Consider the following 17,078-nt stretch of genomic DNA (forward strand, 5'->3'; position numbering starts at 1 on the left):
GCACATTGTAGTTAATCAAAGTTTATCGCAAACTTAAAATAATGAACTTCGTTGCTTCTTTTTGTGTAAAGCAAAAAAAAGGGTAACTTGTGATAGAATCCGCGTTTTCCCAAACCTGCTTTATTTCAAAATTTCAAAGCAGTAATTTAAATTAAAAGTCAAATCAGTAAAAAGAGGTAATAATGGCGGTAGATATTACACATATTCTTGGTGAAATCAAAGATATTGATGAAGCACTTAAAGCACACAAGCTCACACAGAGTGATTATGAAGCGATTGTGAAAATTCTTAAACGCCCTCCTAATCTCATTGAACTGGGTATTTTTTCGGCGATGTGGAGTGAGCATTGCAGCTATAAATCAAGCAAGAAATATTTGCAAGGATTCCCTACATCTGCGCCTTGGGTAGTACAAGGACCGGGGGAAAATGCCGGTATAATAGATATAGGTAATAACCTCTGTGCCGTGTTTAAGATAGAATCTCACAATCACCCAAGCTTTATCGAGCCTCACGCGGGGGCAGCTACGGGAGTAGGGGGCATAATGCGCGATATTTTCACTATGGGCGCGCGTCCTGTGGCTTCTCTAAATTCCATACGATTTGGCGATATTAATGACAATGGCGCACTAGGGCGCAAACATCGTTATTTACTGCGTGGCGTGGTAGAAGGCATAGGTAGCTATGGGAATTGTATGGGTGTGCCTACTATCGGTGGGGAGATGAGCCTTGAATCTTGCTATAATGGCAATATTTTGGTTAATGCCTTTTGTTTAGGCTTGGCAAAGAAAAATGAGATTTTCTACGGACGAGCAGAGGGTGTGGGGAATCCTGTCATTTATGTAGGGAGTAAAACCGGCAGAGATGGGCTAGGCGGCGCAGTGATGAGCTCTAATAGCTTTAGCTCTCAAGCAAAGGCTATGCGTTCAGCCGTGCAGGTGGGAGACCCATTTGCAGAAAAGCTTTTGCTTGAAGCGTGTTTGGAGCTTTTTAAACAGGATTTAATCGTGGGGATTCAGGATATGGGCGCAGCGGGGCTTACAAGCTCTAGCTTTGAAATGGCAGGACGTAGCAGAAGCGGTATGATACTTCATCTTGATAAAGTGCCTATGCGTGAAGCAGGTATGAATCCTTATGAGTTAATGCTGAGTGAATCCCAAGAGAGAATGCTCATCTGTGCGAAAAAAGGCTGTGAGGAGCGAGTGCTGAGCATATTTGAAAAATGGGAGATTGACGCGGCGATTATTGGAGAGGTTACAAAAAGTGGCATTATGGAATTATTTTGGGAGGGGGAGAAATGTGCGGAGATTCCTATCGCTGAGCTAAACGAGAATATGCCTGTGCTTGATATGCCTGTGAGGGCAAAGCCACCTCAAACACACAAGGCAAATCACCTTGAGACACATTTAAATACCCAAGAGATTTTCCTTATGTTGCTTGGCAGTGTGGAAATCGCTAATAAAAAATGGGTATATAGCCAATATGATAGTAGTGTGCAGAGTAATACTATTACTTCCGCAGGAAGTGGCGATGCGAGTATGATACGCATCAAGAATAGCAAAGTAGGCATAAGTATGAGTGTAGATTGCAATATGCGATATTGTTATCTTAATCCAAAAAACGGCGCGAAAATCGCCGTGGCTACCTCTGGACGCAATTCTATTGTTAATGGTGCAAAACCTTTAGCAATCAGCGATTGCCTTAACTTTGGTTCACCGCAGAATCCTGAAGTGATGTGGGCGTTTAAAGAAGTATGTGAGGGCATTAAAGAAGCGTGTAAGGCACTTAATACCCCTGTGGTAAGCGGTAATGTGTCTTTATATAATCAAAGCGATGGCATAGATATTTATCCTACGCCAAGCATTGTGAGTGTGGGGCTAATAGATGATGTCTCGAGGGTAATCCCCTCATCTTTTCAAGCACAAGGTAATGTGATCGTGCTACTAGGGGAGGCAAAAGCGGAATTTGGCGGCTCTTTGGCACAAAAGCTTTGTGAGGGGCGCATTTATGGCTGTATCCCAAGCATTGATTTAGATAAGGAATCAGCATTGTGGAATCTTATGTTAGAGGCGGTGAGTTTGGAGATTCTCAAAGCGGCAAAAGATATAGGTGAGGGGGGCTTAGCCATTACTTTAGCGCAAATGGCATTAGGCAATGGAGAGCATAGGCCTATGGGCTGTAATGTGCATACGAGTTTGCCATCACAAGTGCTTTTTGCACCATCTCAAAGCTGTATTATCGTGGAAATTGCAGTTGAGAATCTCGCTCTGCTTACACAAATGGCAAAGAAGCATAAAATACCTCTACACGAGATTGGCTGCGTTGGCGGAGACCACTTCTGCTGTGATGAGATAAACCTCTCTTTACAAGAAATCAGTGAGTTATACTTCACAAGCTTTGAAGCAATGATTAATCAAGATGTATAGAATCCTAAGCCGCCTGTGCATTTGTGGCTTTATGTGGAGCTTGGGTTGTGCTATGTGCTATGCAGGAGGTAATGCTGTCGTCAATGAGCCTCCTAATCCTTTTAGATTTCCTAAAGATGGTAGCTACTATTTAGAGCAATATGCTCCCATACTGCGCGATTATGTCGAGGTGGTACGGAAGCAATCTTTAGAAAAAAACTATCCCTTTTATTCCTCACGTCCCATTATTGAATATAGCGTGTATCGTGGTTTGAAACAGGCAGATAAAGAATCTATGCGGGGGTGGATAGTGCTTATAAGGGCGTATATAGCTGAATTTATTAAGTATAGCCATTTGGGCGGTGTAGGCATAGGGGCAAAAATGAATCTAGATGACAAAATGAGCTTTTATCTCAATTTTGATGGGCGATATTTGACAGATATAGAATCTTTTGGTATAGGGAAGGAAATCTTTGCTTATTGTGTATTGCCGCGATTTGACAAGTGCATTATGCTAGGCATTGGGGAGGAGTGGTAGCTTTGCTTATTGGAGATTAATGCTTTATGTTTCAAATCGCTTGAATGAGAGAGTTTTATATTCAGTGTAGATTTGATTTAAGTGAAATGTGCCTATTTATTGTTGGAGACATATTTTTTGCTATAATCCCGCTTTTAATCTCCATTTTGAAAGTAGAAATCCTATGCAAAACATACGAAATATCGCAGTTATAGCCCACGTAGATCATGGCAAAACAACGCTTGTAGATGGTTTACTCACGCAATCAGGTACTTTTAGCGAGAGGGAGCAAATTGATGAGCGTGTAATGGATAGCAATGATTTAGAAAAAGAGCGAGGTATTACGATACTCTCTAAAAATACCGCTATCAACTACAAAGGCACAAAAATCAATATCATAGACACGCCCGGACACGCGGACTTTGGCGGAGAGGTCGAGCGGGTGCTAAAAATGGTCGATGGTGTGCTATTGCTTGTAGATGCGCAAGAGGGCGTAATGCCGCAGACAAAATTTGTCGTCAAAAAGGCTCTAAGCTTTGGAATCCGCCCCATTGTCGTAGTAAATAAGATTGACAAACCTGCTGCCGAGCCAGATAGGGTAGTAGATGAAGTCTTTGATTTATTTGTAGCAATGGAAGCGAGTGATTTTCAGCTTGATTTTCCCGTGATTTACGCTGCTGCACGAGATGGCTATGCGATAAAAGATTTAAATGATGAAAAGAAAGATTTGCAGCCGCTTTTTGAGGCGATTTTAGAATATGTCCCTGCGCCTAGCGGCAGTAGTGAAAGTCCGCTGCAAATGCAGATTTTCACACTTGATTATGATAACTATGTGGGCAAAATTGGCATTGCGAGGGTGTTTAATGGACGTGTAAAAAAGAATGAAAATGTAATGCTTGCAAAAAGTGATGGCGAGAAAGAGACAGGGCGCATTACCAAGCTCATAGGATTCTTAGGCTTAGCGCGCACAGAGATAGAATCTGCACAGGCTGGGGACATTGTGGCGATTGCGGGATTCAATGCCATTGATGTGGGGGATTCTATTGTTGATCCTAGTAATCCTATGCCCCTTGATCCTATGCACCTTGAAGAGCCAACAATGAGCGTATATTTTGCGGTTAATGATAGCCCATTAGCCGGGCTAGAGGGTAAGCACGTAACGGCAAATAAGCTCAAAGATAGACTACTTAAGGAAATGCAAACTAATATCGCTATGCGTTGCGAGGAGATGGGGGAAGGGAAATTCCGCGTGAGTGGGCGCGGGGAGCTACAAATCACTATTTTGGCGGAGAATTTGCGACGTGAGGGCTTTGAGTTTAGTATCTCGCGCCCTGAAGTAATTATCAAAGATATTGATGGCGTGAAATGTGAACCTTTCGAGCATTTAGTCATTGATACGCCGCAAGACTTTAGCGGGGCAATTATTGAGCGGTTAGGGCGCAGAAAGGCAGAGATGAAAGCGATGAATCCTATGAATGATGGCTATACAAGGCTTGAATTTGAGATTCCCGCGCGTGGGCTGATTGGCTATCGTAGCGAGTTTTTAACAGATACAAAGGGTGAGGGTGTGATGAATCATAGCTTTTTAGATTTCCGCGCTTTTAGTGGCAATGTAGAATCTCGTAAGAATGGTGCGCTTGTAAGTATGGAAAATGGCGAAGCGACAGGATTTTCACTTTTTAATATCCAAGAGCGAGGAGTGCTTTTTATCACGCCGCAAACCAAAGTTTATGTGGGAATGGTTATCGGGGAGCATAGCAGGGATAATGATTTAGATGTTAATCCCATTAAGGCAAAACATCTCACAAATATGCGCAGCAGCGGGGCTGATGAGGCGATTAAGCTTGTGCCGCCGCGAGATTTAACGTTAGAGAGGGCGCTAGAATGGATAGAAGATGATGAGATTTTAGAAGTAACGCCCCAAAATATTCGAATTCGCAAGAAAGTTTTAGAACCAAATATGAGGAAAAGATCAAAAAAATAAATCAAAAAGTCGATATTCCTTTTTCAAGGAGTAGCTCTCCTTGAAACATATTTCTTTCAAAAGAACAAGGGAGCATATTATGAATCATTTTTTAGAATCTATTTATTTTCGCCACGCGTGTAAACTTTTTGATGACAAAAAGAAAATTCCTCAAGAACAATTTGATGAGATATTAGAAGTAGGGCGAATGGCTCCTAGCTCCTTTGGTATGGAGCCTACAAGGCTTATTGTAGTGCGTAGTGAAGCGGCAAAAGAGGCGTTGCGTCCTTTGTGTTGGGACCAGCCACAAATCACTACTGCGAGTGAAGTAGTGGTATTTAAGAGTTTGCAAAATGATTTAGTGCCGCCAAGTGAATACGCTAAACAAAATGCTTTAAGGCGTAAGATAGATTTGAGTAAGTACGAGACTTTTTCTAAGCGATTGGGAGACTATCTCAAATCTCGTGGGTTTGTCGATGAGAAAATTGCGTATTGGAGTGCATTGCAGGCTTATATTACAGTTACTTATATGGTAGCGTATGCCAGTTATCTTAATATCGATACTTGCTATATTGAGGGTTTTGAGAAAAATAAGGTTGAAGAGCTTTATGGTTTGGATACCTTTAAAGAACAAGTAAGTCTTATAGTGTGCTTTGGATATAGAGGAAAAGAACAGCAGCAACGTTTTCGAATCGGAATAGATGAGTTTGTGCAATATAAGTAAAAATGGAGGGATAAATGCTAGATACAATCACAGTTACTAAAAGAAATGGGCGCATTGAGCCACTTGATATTTCAAAGATACAAAAGCATACTCACGCGGCAGTAGAGGGCTTAGAGGGCGTAAGCCAAAGTGAGCTAGAGGTTGATGCAAAGATTTTGTTTAAGGATAAAATCACCACTGAAGAAATTCAGCAGACATTGATTAAAACAGCTGTGGATAAAATCGATGTAGATACACCTAATTGGACTTTTGTCGCGGCACGATTATTTTTGTATGATTTGTATCATAAAGTAACGGGTTGGACGGGATACAAGAAGCTTGAAGATTACTTTATGCAAGGTGAAAAAGAGGGTAAGCTCATATGCGGAATTAAAGAAAAATATGATTTAGCATTTTTGGATTCTCATATTAAGCCCGAGCGCGACTTGCAATTTAATTATTTAGGTATCAAGACACTTTATGATAGATATTTGCTTAAAGATGCAAATAACCACCCCATTGAGTTACCTCAGCATATGTTTATGGCGATTGCTATGTTTTTAGCGCAAAATGAGACTGATTGTAATGCGTGGGCAGTGAAATTCTACGATATGATTTCCTCTTTTGAGGTCATTTGTGCTACTCCCACTTTAGCAAATGCACGTACTACGCGACATCAGTTGAGCTCTTGCTTTGTGGGAAGCACACCTGATAATATTGAGGGTATTTTTGATGCGTATAAGGAAATGGCACTTTTAAGCAAGTATGGTGGAGGGATTGGCTGGGATTTTAGCCGTGTGAGAGGTCTAGGAAGCTATATTGATGGGCATAAAAATGCAGCAGGTGGTGTTGTGCCGTTTTTAAAAATTGCCAATGATGTGGCTATTGCTGTGGATCAGCTAGGCACACGCAAGGGGGCTATTGCTACGTATTTAGAGATATGGCATAATGATATTAATGATTTTATTGATTTACGTAAAAATAGCGGTGAAGAACGTAGGCGAACACACGATCTGTTCCCTGCTGTGTGGATTTGTGACTTATTTATGAAACGCGTTGAGGCAAATGAGTTTTGGACACTTTTTGACCCCTATCAATGTCCTGAGCTCACAGAACTCTACGGAGAGGCATTTGAGGCTAAATATATCGAATACGAGCAATCAGATTCAATACTAAAAACCTGTGTTTTAGCTAAAGATTTATGGAAGAAGATTCTTACTAATTATTTTGAATCTGGTTTGCCATTTTTGTGCTTTAAAGATAATGCTAATCGTGCGAATCCTAATGCGCATGTTGGTATTATTAGAAGTAGCAATCTTTGTACGGAGATTTTTCAAAATACTAATCCTAATCATTACGTGGTGGAAGTGGAGTTTGAAGATGGAAGCAAGAGTATCTATGATGAACAAGAAAAGATACAGGTTGATAGTGGCATTTCAAAAAGAGCAAATAAGCTTACAAGTATAGATTCTGTTAATGGCAAAAAGGTATTTATTACCTCTCGTATTGCCCAAGGAGGTGATACAGCTGTGTGTAATCTAGCAAGTATTAATTTAAGCAAAATCCACGCTAAAGAGGATATTGAGCGTGTGCTGCCTATTGCCATTAGAATGCTTGATAATGTAATTGATTTGAATTTCTATCCCAATCGTAAGGTAAAGGTTACTAATATGCGTAATCGTGCTATTGGGCTTGGTGTAATGGGTGAAGCAGAGATGTTAGCACGAGCTGGAATTGAATGGGGAAGCGAAGAGCATTTAGCTAAAATTGATGAAGTAATGGAAATTGTTAGTTTCTATGCAATCAATTCAAGCGCAGATTTGGCTCAAGAAAAAGGCATATATCCGCAGTTTGAAGGGAGTAATTGGAGCAAGGGAGTTTTTCCTATTGATTTAGCTAATAAAGAAGCGATAAAGCTTGTTGATAGAGGAGGGCTTTTCTCACAACAATGCGATTGGGAATCTCTAAGAGCAAAGGTAAAAACACAAGGTATGCGCAATGGCTATTTAATGGCAATCGCCCCTACAAGTTCCATCAGCATTTTAGTAGGGACAACACAAACTATTGAACCTATTTATCGCAAAAAATGGTATGAAGAAAATTTAAGCGGGCTTATTCCCACAGTTGTGCCACATCTTAATTTGGATACGTGGAATTATTATGTGTCTGCTTATGATATTGACCAAACATTGCTTATTAAGGCTGCTGCTGTGCGACAAAAATGGATTGATCAGGGGCAAAGCACAAATATTTTTGTGCGGCTTGATAAGGCAAGTGGTAAAATGCTCAATGATGTTTATATGCTTGCGTGGAAATTAGGCTTAAAAAGCACCTATTATCTGCGCTCTCAAAGCCCAGAAGCAGAAGAGCAGATTATGGATAGAAGTGTAGAATGTGTGAATTGCCAGTAGAAATTTATTGCTTTACATATAGATTTTATGTAAAATTAGGAGAATCCATTAACATTAAGTAATAAGGAGACGCTATGAATAGAGTTTATAAGAAAATAGGTTCGGGCACAATGTTGCTTGCACCTTTATTGAGTTGTGCTGTGGAGTTTGGAGGGCAGGGGATTCGCTCTGCCGCTTTGGGTGGCGCTGGTGTGGCTCTGAAGCAAACACAATGGGGTTTATATTATAATCCTGCATTACTTGCAGCAGAACCTGCAAAACACGCTAAAGTTGGTTGGAATGTGGGTGCAACACTTATGGATAGTGGGCTTTTCACGATGTTTGACGACTCCATTTTGGAACAAGATACAATTAAGAATACTCAATCTTTGAATGAGGCACTAAATCGAGGTGCTAATCTTACCTTTCAAAGTGGTATCGTATTTCAATTGCTACCTATATCGCAAGGACATAATCTAAGCATTGGTTATTTTAAAAATATTTATACTTCTTTGAGTGGTTGGGGAAATATACCCGATAATTCCACTAATCTCAATGATGTAACAGACAATGCTGGGTTTGATGCACACTTGTTAGCTATTGATGAGCTACCTATTGGTTATGCATATCGTTTTAGCACATCTGCAGGAGAGATAAGCGTGGGTGCGAGTGTGAAGTTTATGTTTGGCGCTGGTGGAAGGCATAGTATGGATCTTAATGGGAATATAACTGATCTTATCAAAGATACACTTTCAGTAGAAAATGCAGCTTCAAGCTTTAATGTTGGGCTAGATTTGGGCGCATACTATAGTCCTAACATTATAAATAATCGTTTAGGCATAGGATTGGTTGTTAAAAATCTCAATGCACCAAGCTTTACGATGAAACATATTAGCAATGGTGTTAGCACAAATGAAAAAATTTCCCTTAATCCTCAAGTGCGTTTGGGTATGTCGCTTGACCCATTAGATTGGCTGACATTTACCTTCGATGCAGATTTGACATCAAATAAGTTGCTTCCTCTTGCTTCCAAGACCGTGCATTCTCAAGTTGTTGGTGGTGGGATGAGATTCCACAGCACAAGATTTGAAAATGTGGATTTAAATCTAGGTATAGCAAAGGATTTTGGCTTAGATAATGGTTTAACCTTTAGTGGTGGATTTGGTTTAGGTTTGGTTGGTATTGCTCTGTCATACTCCACAGGCAAGACAGATATAGGAGGCGTGGCTATCCCTAATTATGTAGCTATTAAAATTGGTGGTGGTTTGAATTTCTAAGCCTTGATAATGGATAGCTTTTTTATAATAGGCTATCCATTATTACTCATTTTGATTTACTTTAAGGGCAATAGAATCTTGCGCAAGGTAGATTTTATAGCCCGAATAGGCTTTTGAAAGATATGAGCAAAGCTATTAGCTAATCTACGTGCTCTTTGAATTTTTTTATAACGTCTCTCTAGGTTACATCGCCATTGCCCAAAGCCTCTGCGATAAGCCTTTTCTAAAGGTTGATTAAAAATATGAAGAAAGAGTCTTCAAGCTTTTTGTCAAAAATTTCTTGGTGATTGCTATTTGGAAAACTAGGCTGGGAAAGCATAGCAAGGTAGGCTTCATCATTTTTATTAAGATATTTAATCTGCTCTAACACTGCTGCGAAATCTGTATGTGAGCGGCAATGGATAAAAGCCTTTGCATTCACCCCCCCCCCGCTTGATTCTAAAGGCAAGCTCACTCTTTCATCACCCCAATAGATAGGTATGCTTTGGGCGGCGAGTGCCTCAATCAACTTTTCTGTCGTATAGCCATTTGTGCTTGAATTTTCAAAGGCGATGTTGAATTTGCCTGTTTTGAGAAAGGCATATTTATCTGCTACGCGTTTGCCAATATTATTTTTATAGCCTCCACCGCTATCTATATGATCATATTGAGAAAGATAGTCAAAAAACTGCGCTCGTAAGTTCATCTGCCTTGCCATTACTCACTACAAAGGTGCAAAATCGCGTTTTCTCCTTGAGTAACTGCGGAGTGATGCTTTGATGTTTGCTCATAGCTTTTTCCATGACTCCTTTATAATGCAAGTAGAGCGGATAGCGCATATATCTATCCTCAAACTCCATAATCATATCCAATCGCATAATCACAAAAATTAAAATCCGCCCGGACATTCTCCCCACAGGAAAAGATTCTAATCCCATAATATTCAATATGCTTATCTCCCATCACAGAATAAAAGATATAATCAGGATTTTTGTCGGTAAAGATGAGCTTATAATGTTTGCGGAGGATTTCTAGAATCTTCCCTTCCACCGCCCCATCGCAAAAATACACCTTTTTTGTCGGCTTTTGTGGCATTATTCAGTCGTTCCCATTGCTTGACTTTGGGCGTGGGCGATAAGGGGATTTATAATCTCATCAAGCAGCCCACCTAGCATAATCTCTTCAAGGCTATAAAGCGTTAAGCCGATGCGATGGTCTGTAAGGCGATTTTGCGGATAGTTATAAGTGCGGATTCGTTCACTTCTATCGCCACTCCCTACTTGTGTTTTGCGTACCTCTTTATTTTGGGCATTTTGGGCTTCAATCTCGGCTTCATACAGCCTCGCTTTGAGAATCTTTAGTGCCTTGTCTTTATTTTTATGTTGAAATTTTTCATCTTGCATTGATACGCTAATGCCTGTAGGGATATGGGTAATCCTCACTGCAGAATCAGTTGTATTGACACTTTGCCCTCCGTGCCCGCCGCTGCGGAAAACTTCGATTTTCAAATCATTTGGATTAATATCGACGCTTACATCATCAACCTCAGGCATAATCGCCACGGTGATGGCAGAAGTGTGAATCCGCCCTTGAGATTCTGTCTCGGGGACACGCTGCACGCGATGAGTGCCGCCCTCATATTTGAGCCGCGAGTATGCGCCATTACCTTTGATAAGTGCAATCACCTCCTTATAGCCACCCACATTATTTTCACTCGCGCTCATTATCTCCACTTTCCATTTTTGCAAATCCGCATAGCGGCAATACGCCTTAAACAAGTCTCCTACAAAGATTCCCGCCTCATCACCGCCTGTCCCAGCGCGGATTTCAAGATAAATATTTTTACCATCATTAGGATCTTTAGGGATAAGGAGAATCTTAATTTCCTCCTCTAATATGATTTTTTGAGATTCTAAATCTTTGAGCTCTTCTTTGGCAAGCTCACCTAGCTCCTTATCCTCTAGTAATGTCTTATTTTCAGCAATGCCCTCAAGTGTGGCAAAATATGCTCTAGCCTTTTGGACGATAGATTCTATATCGCTTTGTTCTTTGCTAAGTTGTGTTAATTGCTGGATGTTAGAGAGAGTGGATTCTAAAGTAAGGAGGTTTGAAATCTCATCATAACGCGCCACAATGGGCTTAAGCTTATCGACAAGCATTTCAAGCCTTTGTAAAAATGGTGATTAGGCAGATTGTGCGAGTTTTTTCACACTTGCATTGAGGCGCGATACTTTTCTTGCGGCTGTATTTTTTGTTAAAATGCCCTTACTTACATATTTGTGTAGCTCTTTATTGGCAATTTTAAAGGCTTCTTGCGCTTTTGCAAGGTCTTTATTTGCTACTGCTTCTCTAAGATTACGGACAATATTTTTAATGCGCGTTTTGTAGTATCGATTACGCTCGGTTCGTGTTTTTGTCTGTCGAATGCGTTTTTGTGCGGATTTATGATTTGCCATTTCCTATTAGTCCTTTTTAAAAAAAATTAAGGCAAAATTGTGCCAAAAGTTTGATTAAATGCAGTTTAAAGCCATTAAGGAGATATGATGAACTCGAAGGATACAAAGCTTTTTGGCACTGATGGCGTGAGAGGACGAGCCGGAGAAGTTATCACGCCTTCAAGTGTGATTGCCCTAGGTGCGAGTGCGGGGATACACTTCCGCCAACATTCCCTTACAAATAAGATTCTAGTAGGTAAAGATACACGCCGCAGCGGCTATATGATAGAAAATGCACTTGTCTCAAGCCTTACTTCTGTGGGCTATGATGTGATACAAATTGGTCCTATGCCTACTCCTGCAGTGGCTTTCCTCACTGAAGATATGCGCTGCGATGCAGGAGTGATGATTAGTGCTAGTCATAATCCCTATGATGACAATGGCATTAAATTCTTCAATCATTGCGGCTACAAACTTGCCCCGCAAGAGGAGGAGAGTATAGAATCTTACTACCACGATAATGCCGCCCTACAAGCTGCACTCAAAAGCGGACAGGAGATTGGTAGCTCAAAACGTATCGATGATGTCGTGGGGCGCTATATTGTGCATATTAAAAATTCATTTCCCAAACACCTTACGTTAAGAGGGCTTAGAATTGTGTGCGATTGTGCCAATGGCGCGGCGTATCGGGTCGCCCCTATCGTGCTTAGTGAGCTTGGGGCTGATGTGATTGCGATTAATGACGAACCCGATGGATTCAATATCAATAAGCAGTGCGGGGCTATGCACCCAGAGGATTTAGCGCAAAAGGTGCGGACATATCGCGCTGATGTGGGTTTTGCCCTTGATGGCGATGCGGATAGGCTTGTCGTGGTGGATAGCGAGGGCAATATCGTCAATGGCGATAAGCTTATCGGTGCACTTGCGCTTTATCAAAAGCAAATGGGTGTATTAAAAAATAATGCCATTGTGGCGACACTGATGAGTAATCTGGCACTTGAGGAGTTTCTCAAATCGCATAAAATAAGCCTGTATCGCTGTAATGTTGGTGATAAATATGTGTGGGATATGATGCAAGAGCATAACCTCAATTTTGGTGGGGAAAATAGCGGACATATCATTTTTAGCGATTATGCTAAAACAGGCGATGGCTTGGTGAGTGCCTTGCAAGTTTTAGCTCTTTTGTTACAAAGTAAGCAAAGCTCAAAAGATGTGCTTAATCCTTTTGAGCTCTACCCAAGTGAGCTTTTTAACCTCAAAGTAGCGCATAAAAAGCCCCTTGAAAATATTGAGGGGCTGCAAGAGAAGCTAGATTCTATTACTCAAAGTGGCAATCGTCACTTAGTGCGCTACTCTGGCACGGAAAATAAGCTTAGAATCTTGGTCGAGGGTAAGGATTCTAAAATAGTCGAGAGGCAGGTTAAAATGCTTGTAGAGTTTTTTCAAAAGCAACTCAATGTGTGAGCAAATGCTATCTTTACAATATATCCATCAGCTTAGTAAGCAGCATTTGCTTGTGTTTGCCGCACTTTTTATATTCAGTATAGCTCTTGATCAATGGGTGAAAATTATTATGATTGAGGGCTTTGCTTGGGATAGCGAGGTGTTAAGCATAGGCGGGAGGGCGTTAGTATATAATAAAGGTGTGGCGTTCTCGATGTTTAGTTTTTTGAGCGAGTATTTAAAATATCTGCAGATTTTATTTTTGTGCTTTTTGCTACTTTTTGCACTATGCAGCGACTTTTTCTTAAAGCATTATGTGGCACTAGGAATCTTAGTGGGTGCTGGGGTTTCAAATATTCTTGATAGGTTTATGTATGAGGGCGTGGTGGATTATGTGTATTGGCATTATTGGTTTGATTTCGCGATTTTTAATTTAGCCGATGTAATGATTGATATAAGCGTAGTGCTGATTATCTGGCAGATGTTGAGGGAGAAGCACTCTAAGACTTAAGATACTCAATATTTATCCACTACAAGTAAAAAATTAAAGTGTAAAAATACGCATAAATACCTTATATTAAAGCAATAATATGTTGCACTAGATGGTGTTCACGACTGGATTTGAACCAGCGACCCCTACCATGTCAAGGTAGTGCTCTACCACTGAGCTACGCGAACTCTCTGTACTCTGCAATCCTTATCATTCAGGCATTTGAAGCTTAAGTAGTTGTTAGAGGGTGGATTCTACCCAAGCATTTATTTACATTTTCTTAAGTCTTCTGCAAGAATGATTAAATAGAAATTATACAATGTTATTACGTGAAGATTAAAATATGCGAATTATAATTTTTGCAAATTCAAAATAAAGGAATAATTTATGTTTGGCAAACTCATTTTATTTCTCGCACTTTGCTTGTTTTCATCGCTTCATGCAGAGGTGGCGCAATGGGGTGGGGGGAGCCCTTGCACTAACGCTACTTCATCAGTTATGCACCCCATCTCATCGTGGGCGAATGACTATATAGTGAATGCAGATGATACTAATGTATATAGTGCTCCTTTTGAATCCTGCATATTAGGCAATACCCTTAATCGAGGGCAGAAGATTAAAGCCCTTGCAAGCAATGATGAATTTTTATATGTAGAGACACAGAGCGAAAATGAGGGAATTAAACATTTTTATATCAAGGGGGATTCTGCACGTCTTGGAGCATTCTCTTTTGATTTTTATTTCACTCTGGTATGTATGGTATTTGTGTTACTCACTGGGCGATATATCATCTCTAAGGTAAAGGTTTTGCGGGATTACAATATTCCCGAGCCCGTCGTAGGTGGAATCTTAGCGGCGATTTTTATCCTCTGTGTGTATCAATTCTTGCATATTGAATTTAAGTTTGATACTTCACTTAAAGACCCGCTAATGCTTGCCTTTTTCTCTTCGATTGGCTTGAGTGCGGATTTTGCCTCTCTAAAAAAAGGCGGTAAAATGCTAGTGATATTTTTAGGCGTTGTAGTAGGACTACTCTTTTTGCAAAACATCATCGGCGTGGGCGTGAGCTATGCAATGGGACAAAATCCACTGCTTGGAATGCTTGGCGGTTCTATTACGATGAGTGGAGGACATGGCACAGGTGCAGCGTGGGCAGATATATTTAAAAATCCACCTTATAATTTTGGTGCAGCTACGGAGGTGGCTATGGCGTGTGCGACCTTTGGGCTTGTGATGGGAGGGCTTATAGGCGGACCTACTGCGCGTTATTTGATTAAAAAGCATAATCTTAAGATTCCGGGTAAAGAGCATATTAGCAAGGATTCTCACGGCTTTGAGGCGCCCAATAAAGAGCGGCTTATTACACCCATTAGCTTTATAGAATCTTTAGCACTCATTGCGATGTGCCTCCTCATAGGGACATTGCTTAGCGATTATAGTAAGAGTGTATTTCCCTCATTTAATCTCCCTACATTTGTGTATTGTCTCTTTATGGGCGTGATTTTGCGTAATGTGCTAAGTGCGCTCAATATTCATCAAGTCTTTGATAGGGAAGTCTCTGTGCTAGGGAATGTCTCGCTCTCGCTTTTTCTTGCCTTTGCGATGATGACTTTGAATCTATGGGAGCTTGTGGCATTGGCATTACCTATGATAGTGATTTTGACCGCACAGGCAGTATGTATGGTGCTTTTTGCCGTGTTTGTTACCTTTAGATTCTGTGGGAGGGATTATGACGCGGCTGTATTGGCAGCGGGGCATTGTGGCTTTGGCTTAGGCGCGACACCTACAGCTATGGTGAATATGCAGACGGTTACTTCACATTATGGATCAAGTCATATGGCATTTATTGTCGTGCCTTTGGTGGGAGCGTTCTTTATTGATTTAATCAATGCTGTGGTGATACAAAGTATATTACAAATCTTGCCTCTTTAAAAGGCAGGATAGTTCCATCGCTAAGTTTTGATTATTGATTGCTTTTTACCACTACGACCGCTCCATTAAATGAAAGAATCTTGTATGTTGTGCTGATGTTATGCTGTTCTAAAAAGCTATGAATGCGGGTAAAAGATTTGTCATCTTTGTTGTGTGTGGACAAAAGGATTAAGTCCCAGTCTTTTTGTTCTAGGAGTGTTTCTATGGCTTCAAATTGAGGTAAATACCGCTTATAAGCTATTCAAGCGAGAGGCAGTTTGCAATTTTGTGAATCAAAATGTGTGGCGATGGAGGCACTCGCTGCGCGTAAATCCTCCTTATGATATGTGGCGCTGTGATATGTGATATGTGCTACAAGGATAAGAGTAAGGGCAGGTATGTAAAATACAGCATACCTAGAGGCGTATACCAAAATACTTGCAAGAAATAAATAGATAAGCGGATAAAGTTCCATAAAATAGCGTGTTGTTATCGTTTGAGATATACTCATAAAAATAGCAATGATGATACATAGCTCTAAGCCTACAATATAAAGCAGAGGTGCGTATTGCCTATATGCTTTAAGAGGGATTTGCTTAAAACAAAAGGCGTAAAAAAGTATGATGAAAATCCAGCCAAACTTCCCCAATGCCGAGAGTGGAATAGATAAAAGCAGAAAATAGAGACTTTTATCATATACCCATTCACTATTCATACGATGTAAAAAGTCTCCATAGTAGTGATGAATGCCAATCCACATAACCCCCATCGCACCCATAAGGGTAAAAATGATAAATAGGGGTATGAAATATTGCTTCGTGCGCCAAGCCTGAATAAGTGCAATCATACCCGTAGAAAACACAAAAATATATGCGTAGTAATGCGTTAGAACCATTGCGACCCCGCATATCAATATACCTACAAAATAATACATAGGGTGTTTGAGTGTTAATCTGTAATACATAGATTCAAAAACGCAATACAAAAGGGTGCAAAAAATACTTGCTAATGCAAGGAGCATAGCGTAATTTCGGGATTCTTGTGCGTAATAAATAGTATTTGGAGCTAAAGAGAAATAAAACAAAATATATGAGCGCGAGTTTTTCAAGATGATGTTTATAGAGGAGGATATAGCTAGTAATAGCGCCAAAAAGTATCCATAAAGTGCTAAAAAAGCGCAGCGTAAAATCAAAAGTACCAAAGATATGTGAGTAGATTTTAAGAAGGAGATTGTAAAAAAAGGGTGATTGTCATTTAGGATTATGCCAAAAGCTCCTAAAATTCCAAGTATTTAGGCTTGTGCTATGCCCCCCCCCCCATAATAGAATATACGCTAAATGCTTCATCTCCCCAAAATGATTCGCGATTAATATTCCATAAGACAATGAGCAAAAAGAGGGTGATTACTCCTGTGATATGAGTATTACTTGAGCTACGATTCATAAAAATCCTTTATGCGGGTTAAAAGTTATGATTGTAGCACAAATATCAATTGAGAATGATAATCTATTATTTTAGTGTATATTGCAATCAACATTCTAATCCAGATTCTTTTATCATTGTATTTT

The 17,078-nt window shown here is 40.3% G+C and carries 17 protein-coding genes and 1 tRNA gene; 9 read left to right on the forward strand and 9 right to left on the reverse strand.

Annotation, left to right across the window (positions count from 1 at the left end):
• Positions 1-182: 182 nt before the first annotated feature.
• The 6 genes from purL (at position 183) to traF (ending at position 9,252) form a co-directional block, all read left to right on the forward strand.
• Positions 183-2,423 (forward strand): phosphoribosylformylglycinamidine synthase subunit PurL, encoded by a 2,241-nt coding sequence (gene purL / locus V3I05_RS00135; protein ID WP_343353624.1) that lies wholly within the window; start codon positions 183-185, stop codon positions 2,421-2,423.
• Positions 2,416-2,940, forward strand: coding sequence for a hypothetical protein (locus V3I05_RS00140; protein ID WP_300447524.1), 525 nt, complete (start codon positions 2,416-2,418; stop codon positions 2,938-2,940). Before purL ends, V3I05_RS00140 begins: the two co-directional genes overlap by 8 nt.
• Before the next feature lie 163 nt (positions 2,941-3,103).
• A complete protein-coding gene (gene typA, locus V3I05_RS00145; RefSeq protein ID WP_343353625.1) occupies positions 3,104-4,903 on the forward strand; it encodes a translational GTPase TypA in 1,800 nt (599 codons plus the stop codon).
• A gap of 79 nt (positions 4,904-4,982) precedes the next feature.
• On the forward strand, positions 4,983-5,606 hold the full coding sequence (locus V3I05_RS00150; protein ID WP_343353627.1) for an NAD(P)H-dependent oxidoreductase: 624 nt from the start codon (positions 4,983-4,985) through the stop codon (positions 5,604-5,606).
• A gap of 14 nt (positions 5,607-5,620) precedes the next feature.
• Positions 5,621-7,996: a ribonucleoside-diphosphate reductase subunit alpha gene (locus V3I05_RS00155; protein ID WP_343353629.1), complete on the forward strand. Its 2,376-nt coding sequence runs from the start codon at positions 5,621-5,623 to the stop codon at positions 7,994-7,996.
• A gap of 74 nt (positions 7,997-8,070) precedes the next feature.
• Positions 8,071-9,252, forward strand: a complete 1,182-nt coding sequence (traF, locus tag V3I05_RS00160; protein WP_343353630.1) for a conjugal transfer protein TraF — start codon at positions 8,071-8,073, stop codon at positions 9,250-9,252.
• A 223-nt stretch (positions 9,253-9,475) separates the two neighbouring features.
• Here traF and V3I05_RS00165 read toward each other — a convergent pair whose 3' ends face one another.
• The 5 genes from V3I05_RS00165 to rpsT are packed head-to-tail and all read right to left on the reverse strand — an operon-like array spanning position 9,476 to position 11,687.
• Positions 9,476-9,937 carry a glycosyltransferase family 10 domain-containing protein gene (locus tag V3I05_RS00165; RefSeq protein WP_343353632.1) on the reverse strand — a complete coding sequence of 154 codons (462 nt, stop codon included), beginning with the start codon at positions 9,935-9,937 and terminating at the stop codon, positions 9,476-9,478.
• Entirely contained in the window at positions 9,912-10,034 is a 123-nt protein-coding gene (locus V3I05_RS00170) for a hypothetical protein (RefSeq protein ID WP_343353634.1), read from the reverse strand. The genes V3I05_RS00165 and V3I05_RS00170 overlap by 26 nt, the downstream gene beginning before the upstream one ends.
• A gap of 46 nt (positions 10,035-10,080) precedes the next feature.
• On the reverse strand, positions 10,081-10,326 hold the full coding sequence (locus tag V3I05_RS00175; protein WP_343353635.1) for a hypothetical protein: 246 nt from the start codon (positions 10,324-10,326) through the stop codon (positions 10,081-10,083).
• On the reverse strand, positions 10,326-11,390 hold the full coding sequence (gene prfA / locus V3I05_RS00180; RefSeq protein ID WP_343353637.1) for a peptide chain release factor 1: 1,065 nt from the start codon (positions 11,388-11,390) through the stop codon (positions 10,326-10,328). The genes V3I05_RS00175 and prfA overlap by 1 nt, the downstream gene beginning before the upstream one ends.
• A 24-nt stretch (positions 11,391-11,414) precedes the next feature.
• A complete protein-coding gene (gene rpsT / locus V3I05_RS00185; protein WP_300447538.1) occupies positions 11,415-11,687 on the reverse strand; it encodes a 30S ribosomal protein S20 in 273 nt (90 codons plus the stop codon).
• A gap of 87 nt (positions 11,688-11,774) precedes the next feature.
• Here rpsT and glmM point away from each other — a divergent pair, with 87 nt between their 5' ends.
• Both glmM and lspA read left to right on the forward strand, forming a co-directional pair.
• The gene (glmM, locus tag V3I05_RS00190; RefSeq protein ID WP_300447540.1) at positions 11,775-13,130 is read left to right on the forward strand and encodes a phosphoglucosamine mutase; all 1,356 of its coding nucleotides are present in this window, start codon (positions 11,775-11,777) and stop codon (positions 13,128-13,130) included.
• A 4-nt stretch (positions 13,131-13,134) separates the two neighbouring features.
• On the forward strand, positions 13,135-13,620 hold the full coding sequence (gene lspA, locus V3I05_RS00195; protein WP_370527821.1) for a signal peptidase II: 486 nt from the start codon (positions 13,135-13,137) through the stop codon (positions 13,618-13,620).
• 92 nt (positions 13,621-13,712) lie between these two features.
• Here the strand turns inward: lspA and V3I05_RS00200 are convergent.
• Positions 13,713-13,787 (reverse strand) — tRNA-Val (locus V3I05_RS00200).
• 505 nt (positions 13,788-14,292) lie between these two features.
• On the opposite strand from V3I05_RS00200, the gene gltS reads away from it, so the two are divergent.
• Positions 14,293-15,531 carry a sodium/glutamate symporter gene (gene gltS / locus V3I05_RS00205; protein WP_425531754.1) on the forward strand — a complete coding sequence of 413 codons (1,239 nt, stop codon included), beginning with the start codon at positions 14,293-14,295 and terminating at the stop codon, positions 15,529-15,531.
• A 31-nt stretch (positions 15,532-15,562) separates the two neighbouring features.
• Here the strand turns inward: gltS and V3I05_RS00210 are convergent, their stop codons facing one another.
• The 3 genes from V3I05_RS00210 to V3I05_RS00220 all read right to left on the reverse strand — a co-directional run bounded on the left by V3I05_RS00210 (position 15,563) and on the right by V3I05_RS00220 (position 16,953).
• Positions 15,563-15,694, reverse strand: a complete 132-nt coding sequence (locus V3I05_RS00210; RefSeq protein ID WP_300447544.1) for a hypothetical protein — start codon at positions 15,692-15,694, stop codon at positions 15,563-15,565.
• 78 nt (positions 15,695-15,772) lie between these two features.
• Positions 15,773-16,660: a hypothetical protein gene (locus tag V3I05_RS00215; RefSeq protein WP_343353640.1), complete on the reverse strand. Its 888-nt coding sequence runs from the start codon at positions 16,658-16,660 to the stop codon at positions 15,773-15,775.
• A 152-nt stretch (positions 16,661-16,812) separates the two neighbouring features.
• On the reverse strand, positions 16,813-16,953 hold the full coding sequence (locus tag V3I05_RS00220) for a hypothetical protein (RefSeq protein WP_299136178.1): 141 nt from the start codon (positions 16,951-16,953) through the stop codon (positions 16,813-16,815).
• Positions 16,954-17,078: the final 125 nt, after the last annotated feature.

It is taken from the genome of Helicobacter mastomyrinus, assembly GCF_039555295.1.
In the GTDB taxonomy this organism is placed as follows: Bacteria; Campylobacterota; Campylobacteria; order Campylobacterales; family Helicobacteraceae; genus Helicobacter_C; species Helicobacter_C mastomyrinus.

What these genes read in the sequence shown, in the direction of transcription:
- purL (WP_343353624.1), top strand. Translation starts at nt 183, where the DNA reads ATGGCGGTAGATATTACACATATTCTTGGTGAAATCAAAGATATTGAT.
- V3I05_RS00140 (WP_300447524.1), top strand. Translation starts at nt 2,416, where the DNA reads ATGTATAGAATCCTAAGCCGCCTGTGCATTTGTGGCTTTATGTGGAGC.
- typA (WP_343353625.1), top strand. Translation starts at nt 3,104, where the DNA reads ATGCAAAACATACGAAATATCGCAGTTATAGCCCACGTAGATCATGGC.
- V3I05_RS00150 (WP_343353627.1), top strand. Translation starts at nt 4,983, where the DNA reads ATGAATCATTTTTTAGAATCTATTTATTTTCGCCACGCGTGTAAACTT.
- V3I05_RS00155 (WP_343353629.1), top strand. Translation starts at nt 5,621, where the DNA reads ATGCTAGATACAATCACAGTTACTAAAAGAAATGGGCGCATTGAGCCA.
- traF (WP_343353630.1), top strand. Translation starts at nt 8,071, where the DNA reads ATGAATAGAGTTTATAAGAAAATAGGTTCGGGCACAATGTTGCTTGCA.
- V3I05_RS00165 (WP_343353632.1), bottom strand. Translation starts at nt 9,937, where the DNA reads ATGAACTTACGAGCGCAGTTTTTTGACTATCTTTCTCAATATGATCAT.
- V3I05_RS00170 (WP_343353634.1), bottom strand. Translation starts at nt 10,034, where the DNA reads ATGGAAAAAGCTATGAGCAAACATCAAAGCATCACTCCGCAGTTACTC.
- V3I05_RS00175 (WP_343353635.1), bottom strand. Translation starts at nt 10,326, where the DNA reads ATGCCACAAAAGCCGACAAAAAAGGTGTATTTTTGCGATGGGGCGGTG.
- prfA (WP_343353637.1), bottom strand. Translation starts at nt 11,390, where the DNA reads ATGCTTGTCGATAAGCTTAAGCCCATTGTGGCGCGTTATGATGAGATT.
- rpsT (WP_300447538.1), bottom strand. Translation starts at nt 11,687, where the DNA reads ATGGCAAATCATAAATCCGCACAAAAACGCATTCGACAGACAAAAACA.
- glmM (WP_300447540.1), top strand. Translation starts at nt 11,775, where the DNA reads ATGAACTCGAAGGATACAAAGCTTTTTGGCACTGATGGCGTGAGAGGA.
- lspA (WP_370527821.1), top strand. Translation starts at nt 13,135, where the DNA reads ATGCTATCTTTACAATATATCCATCAGCTTAGTAAGCAGCATTTGCTT.
- V3I05_RS00220 (WP_299136178.1), bottom strand. Translation starts at nt 16,953, where the DNA reads ATGAATCGTAGCTCAAGTAATACTCATATCACAGGAGTAATCACCCTC.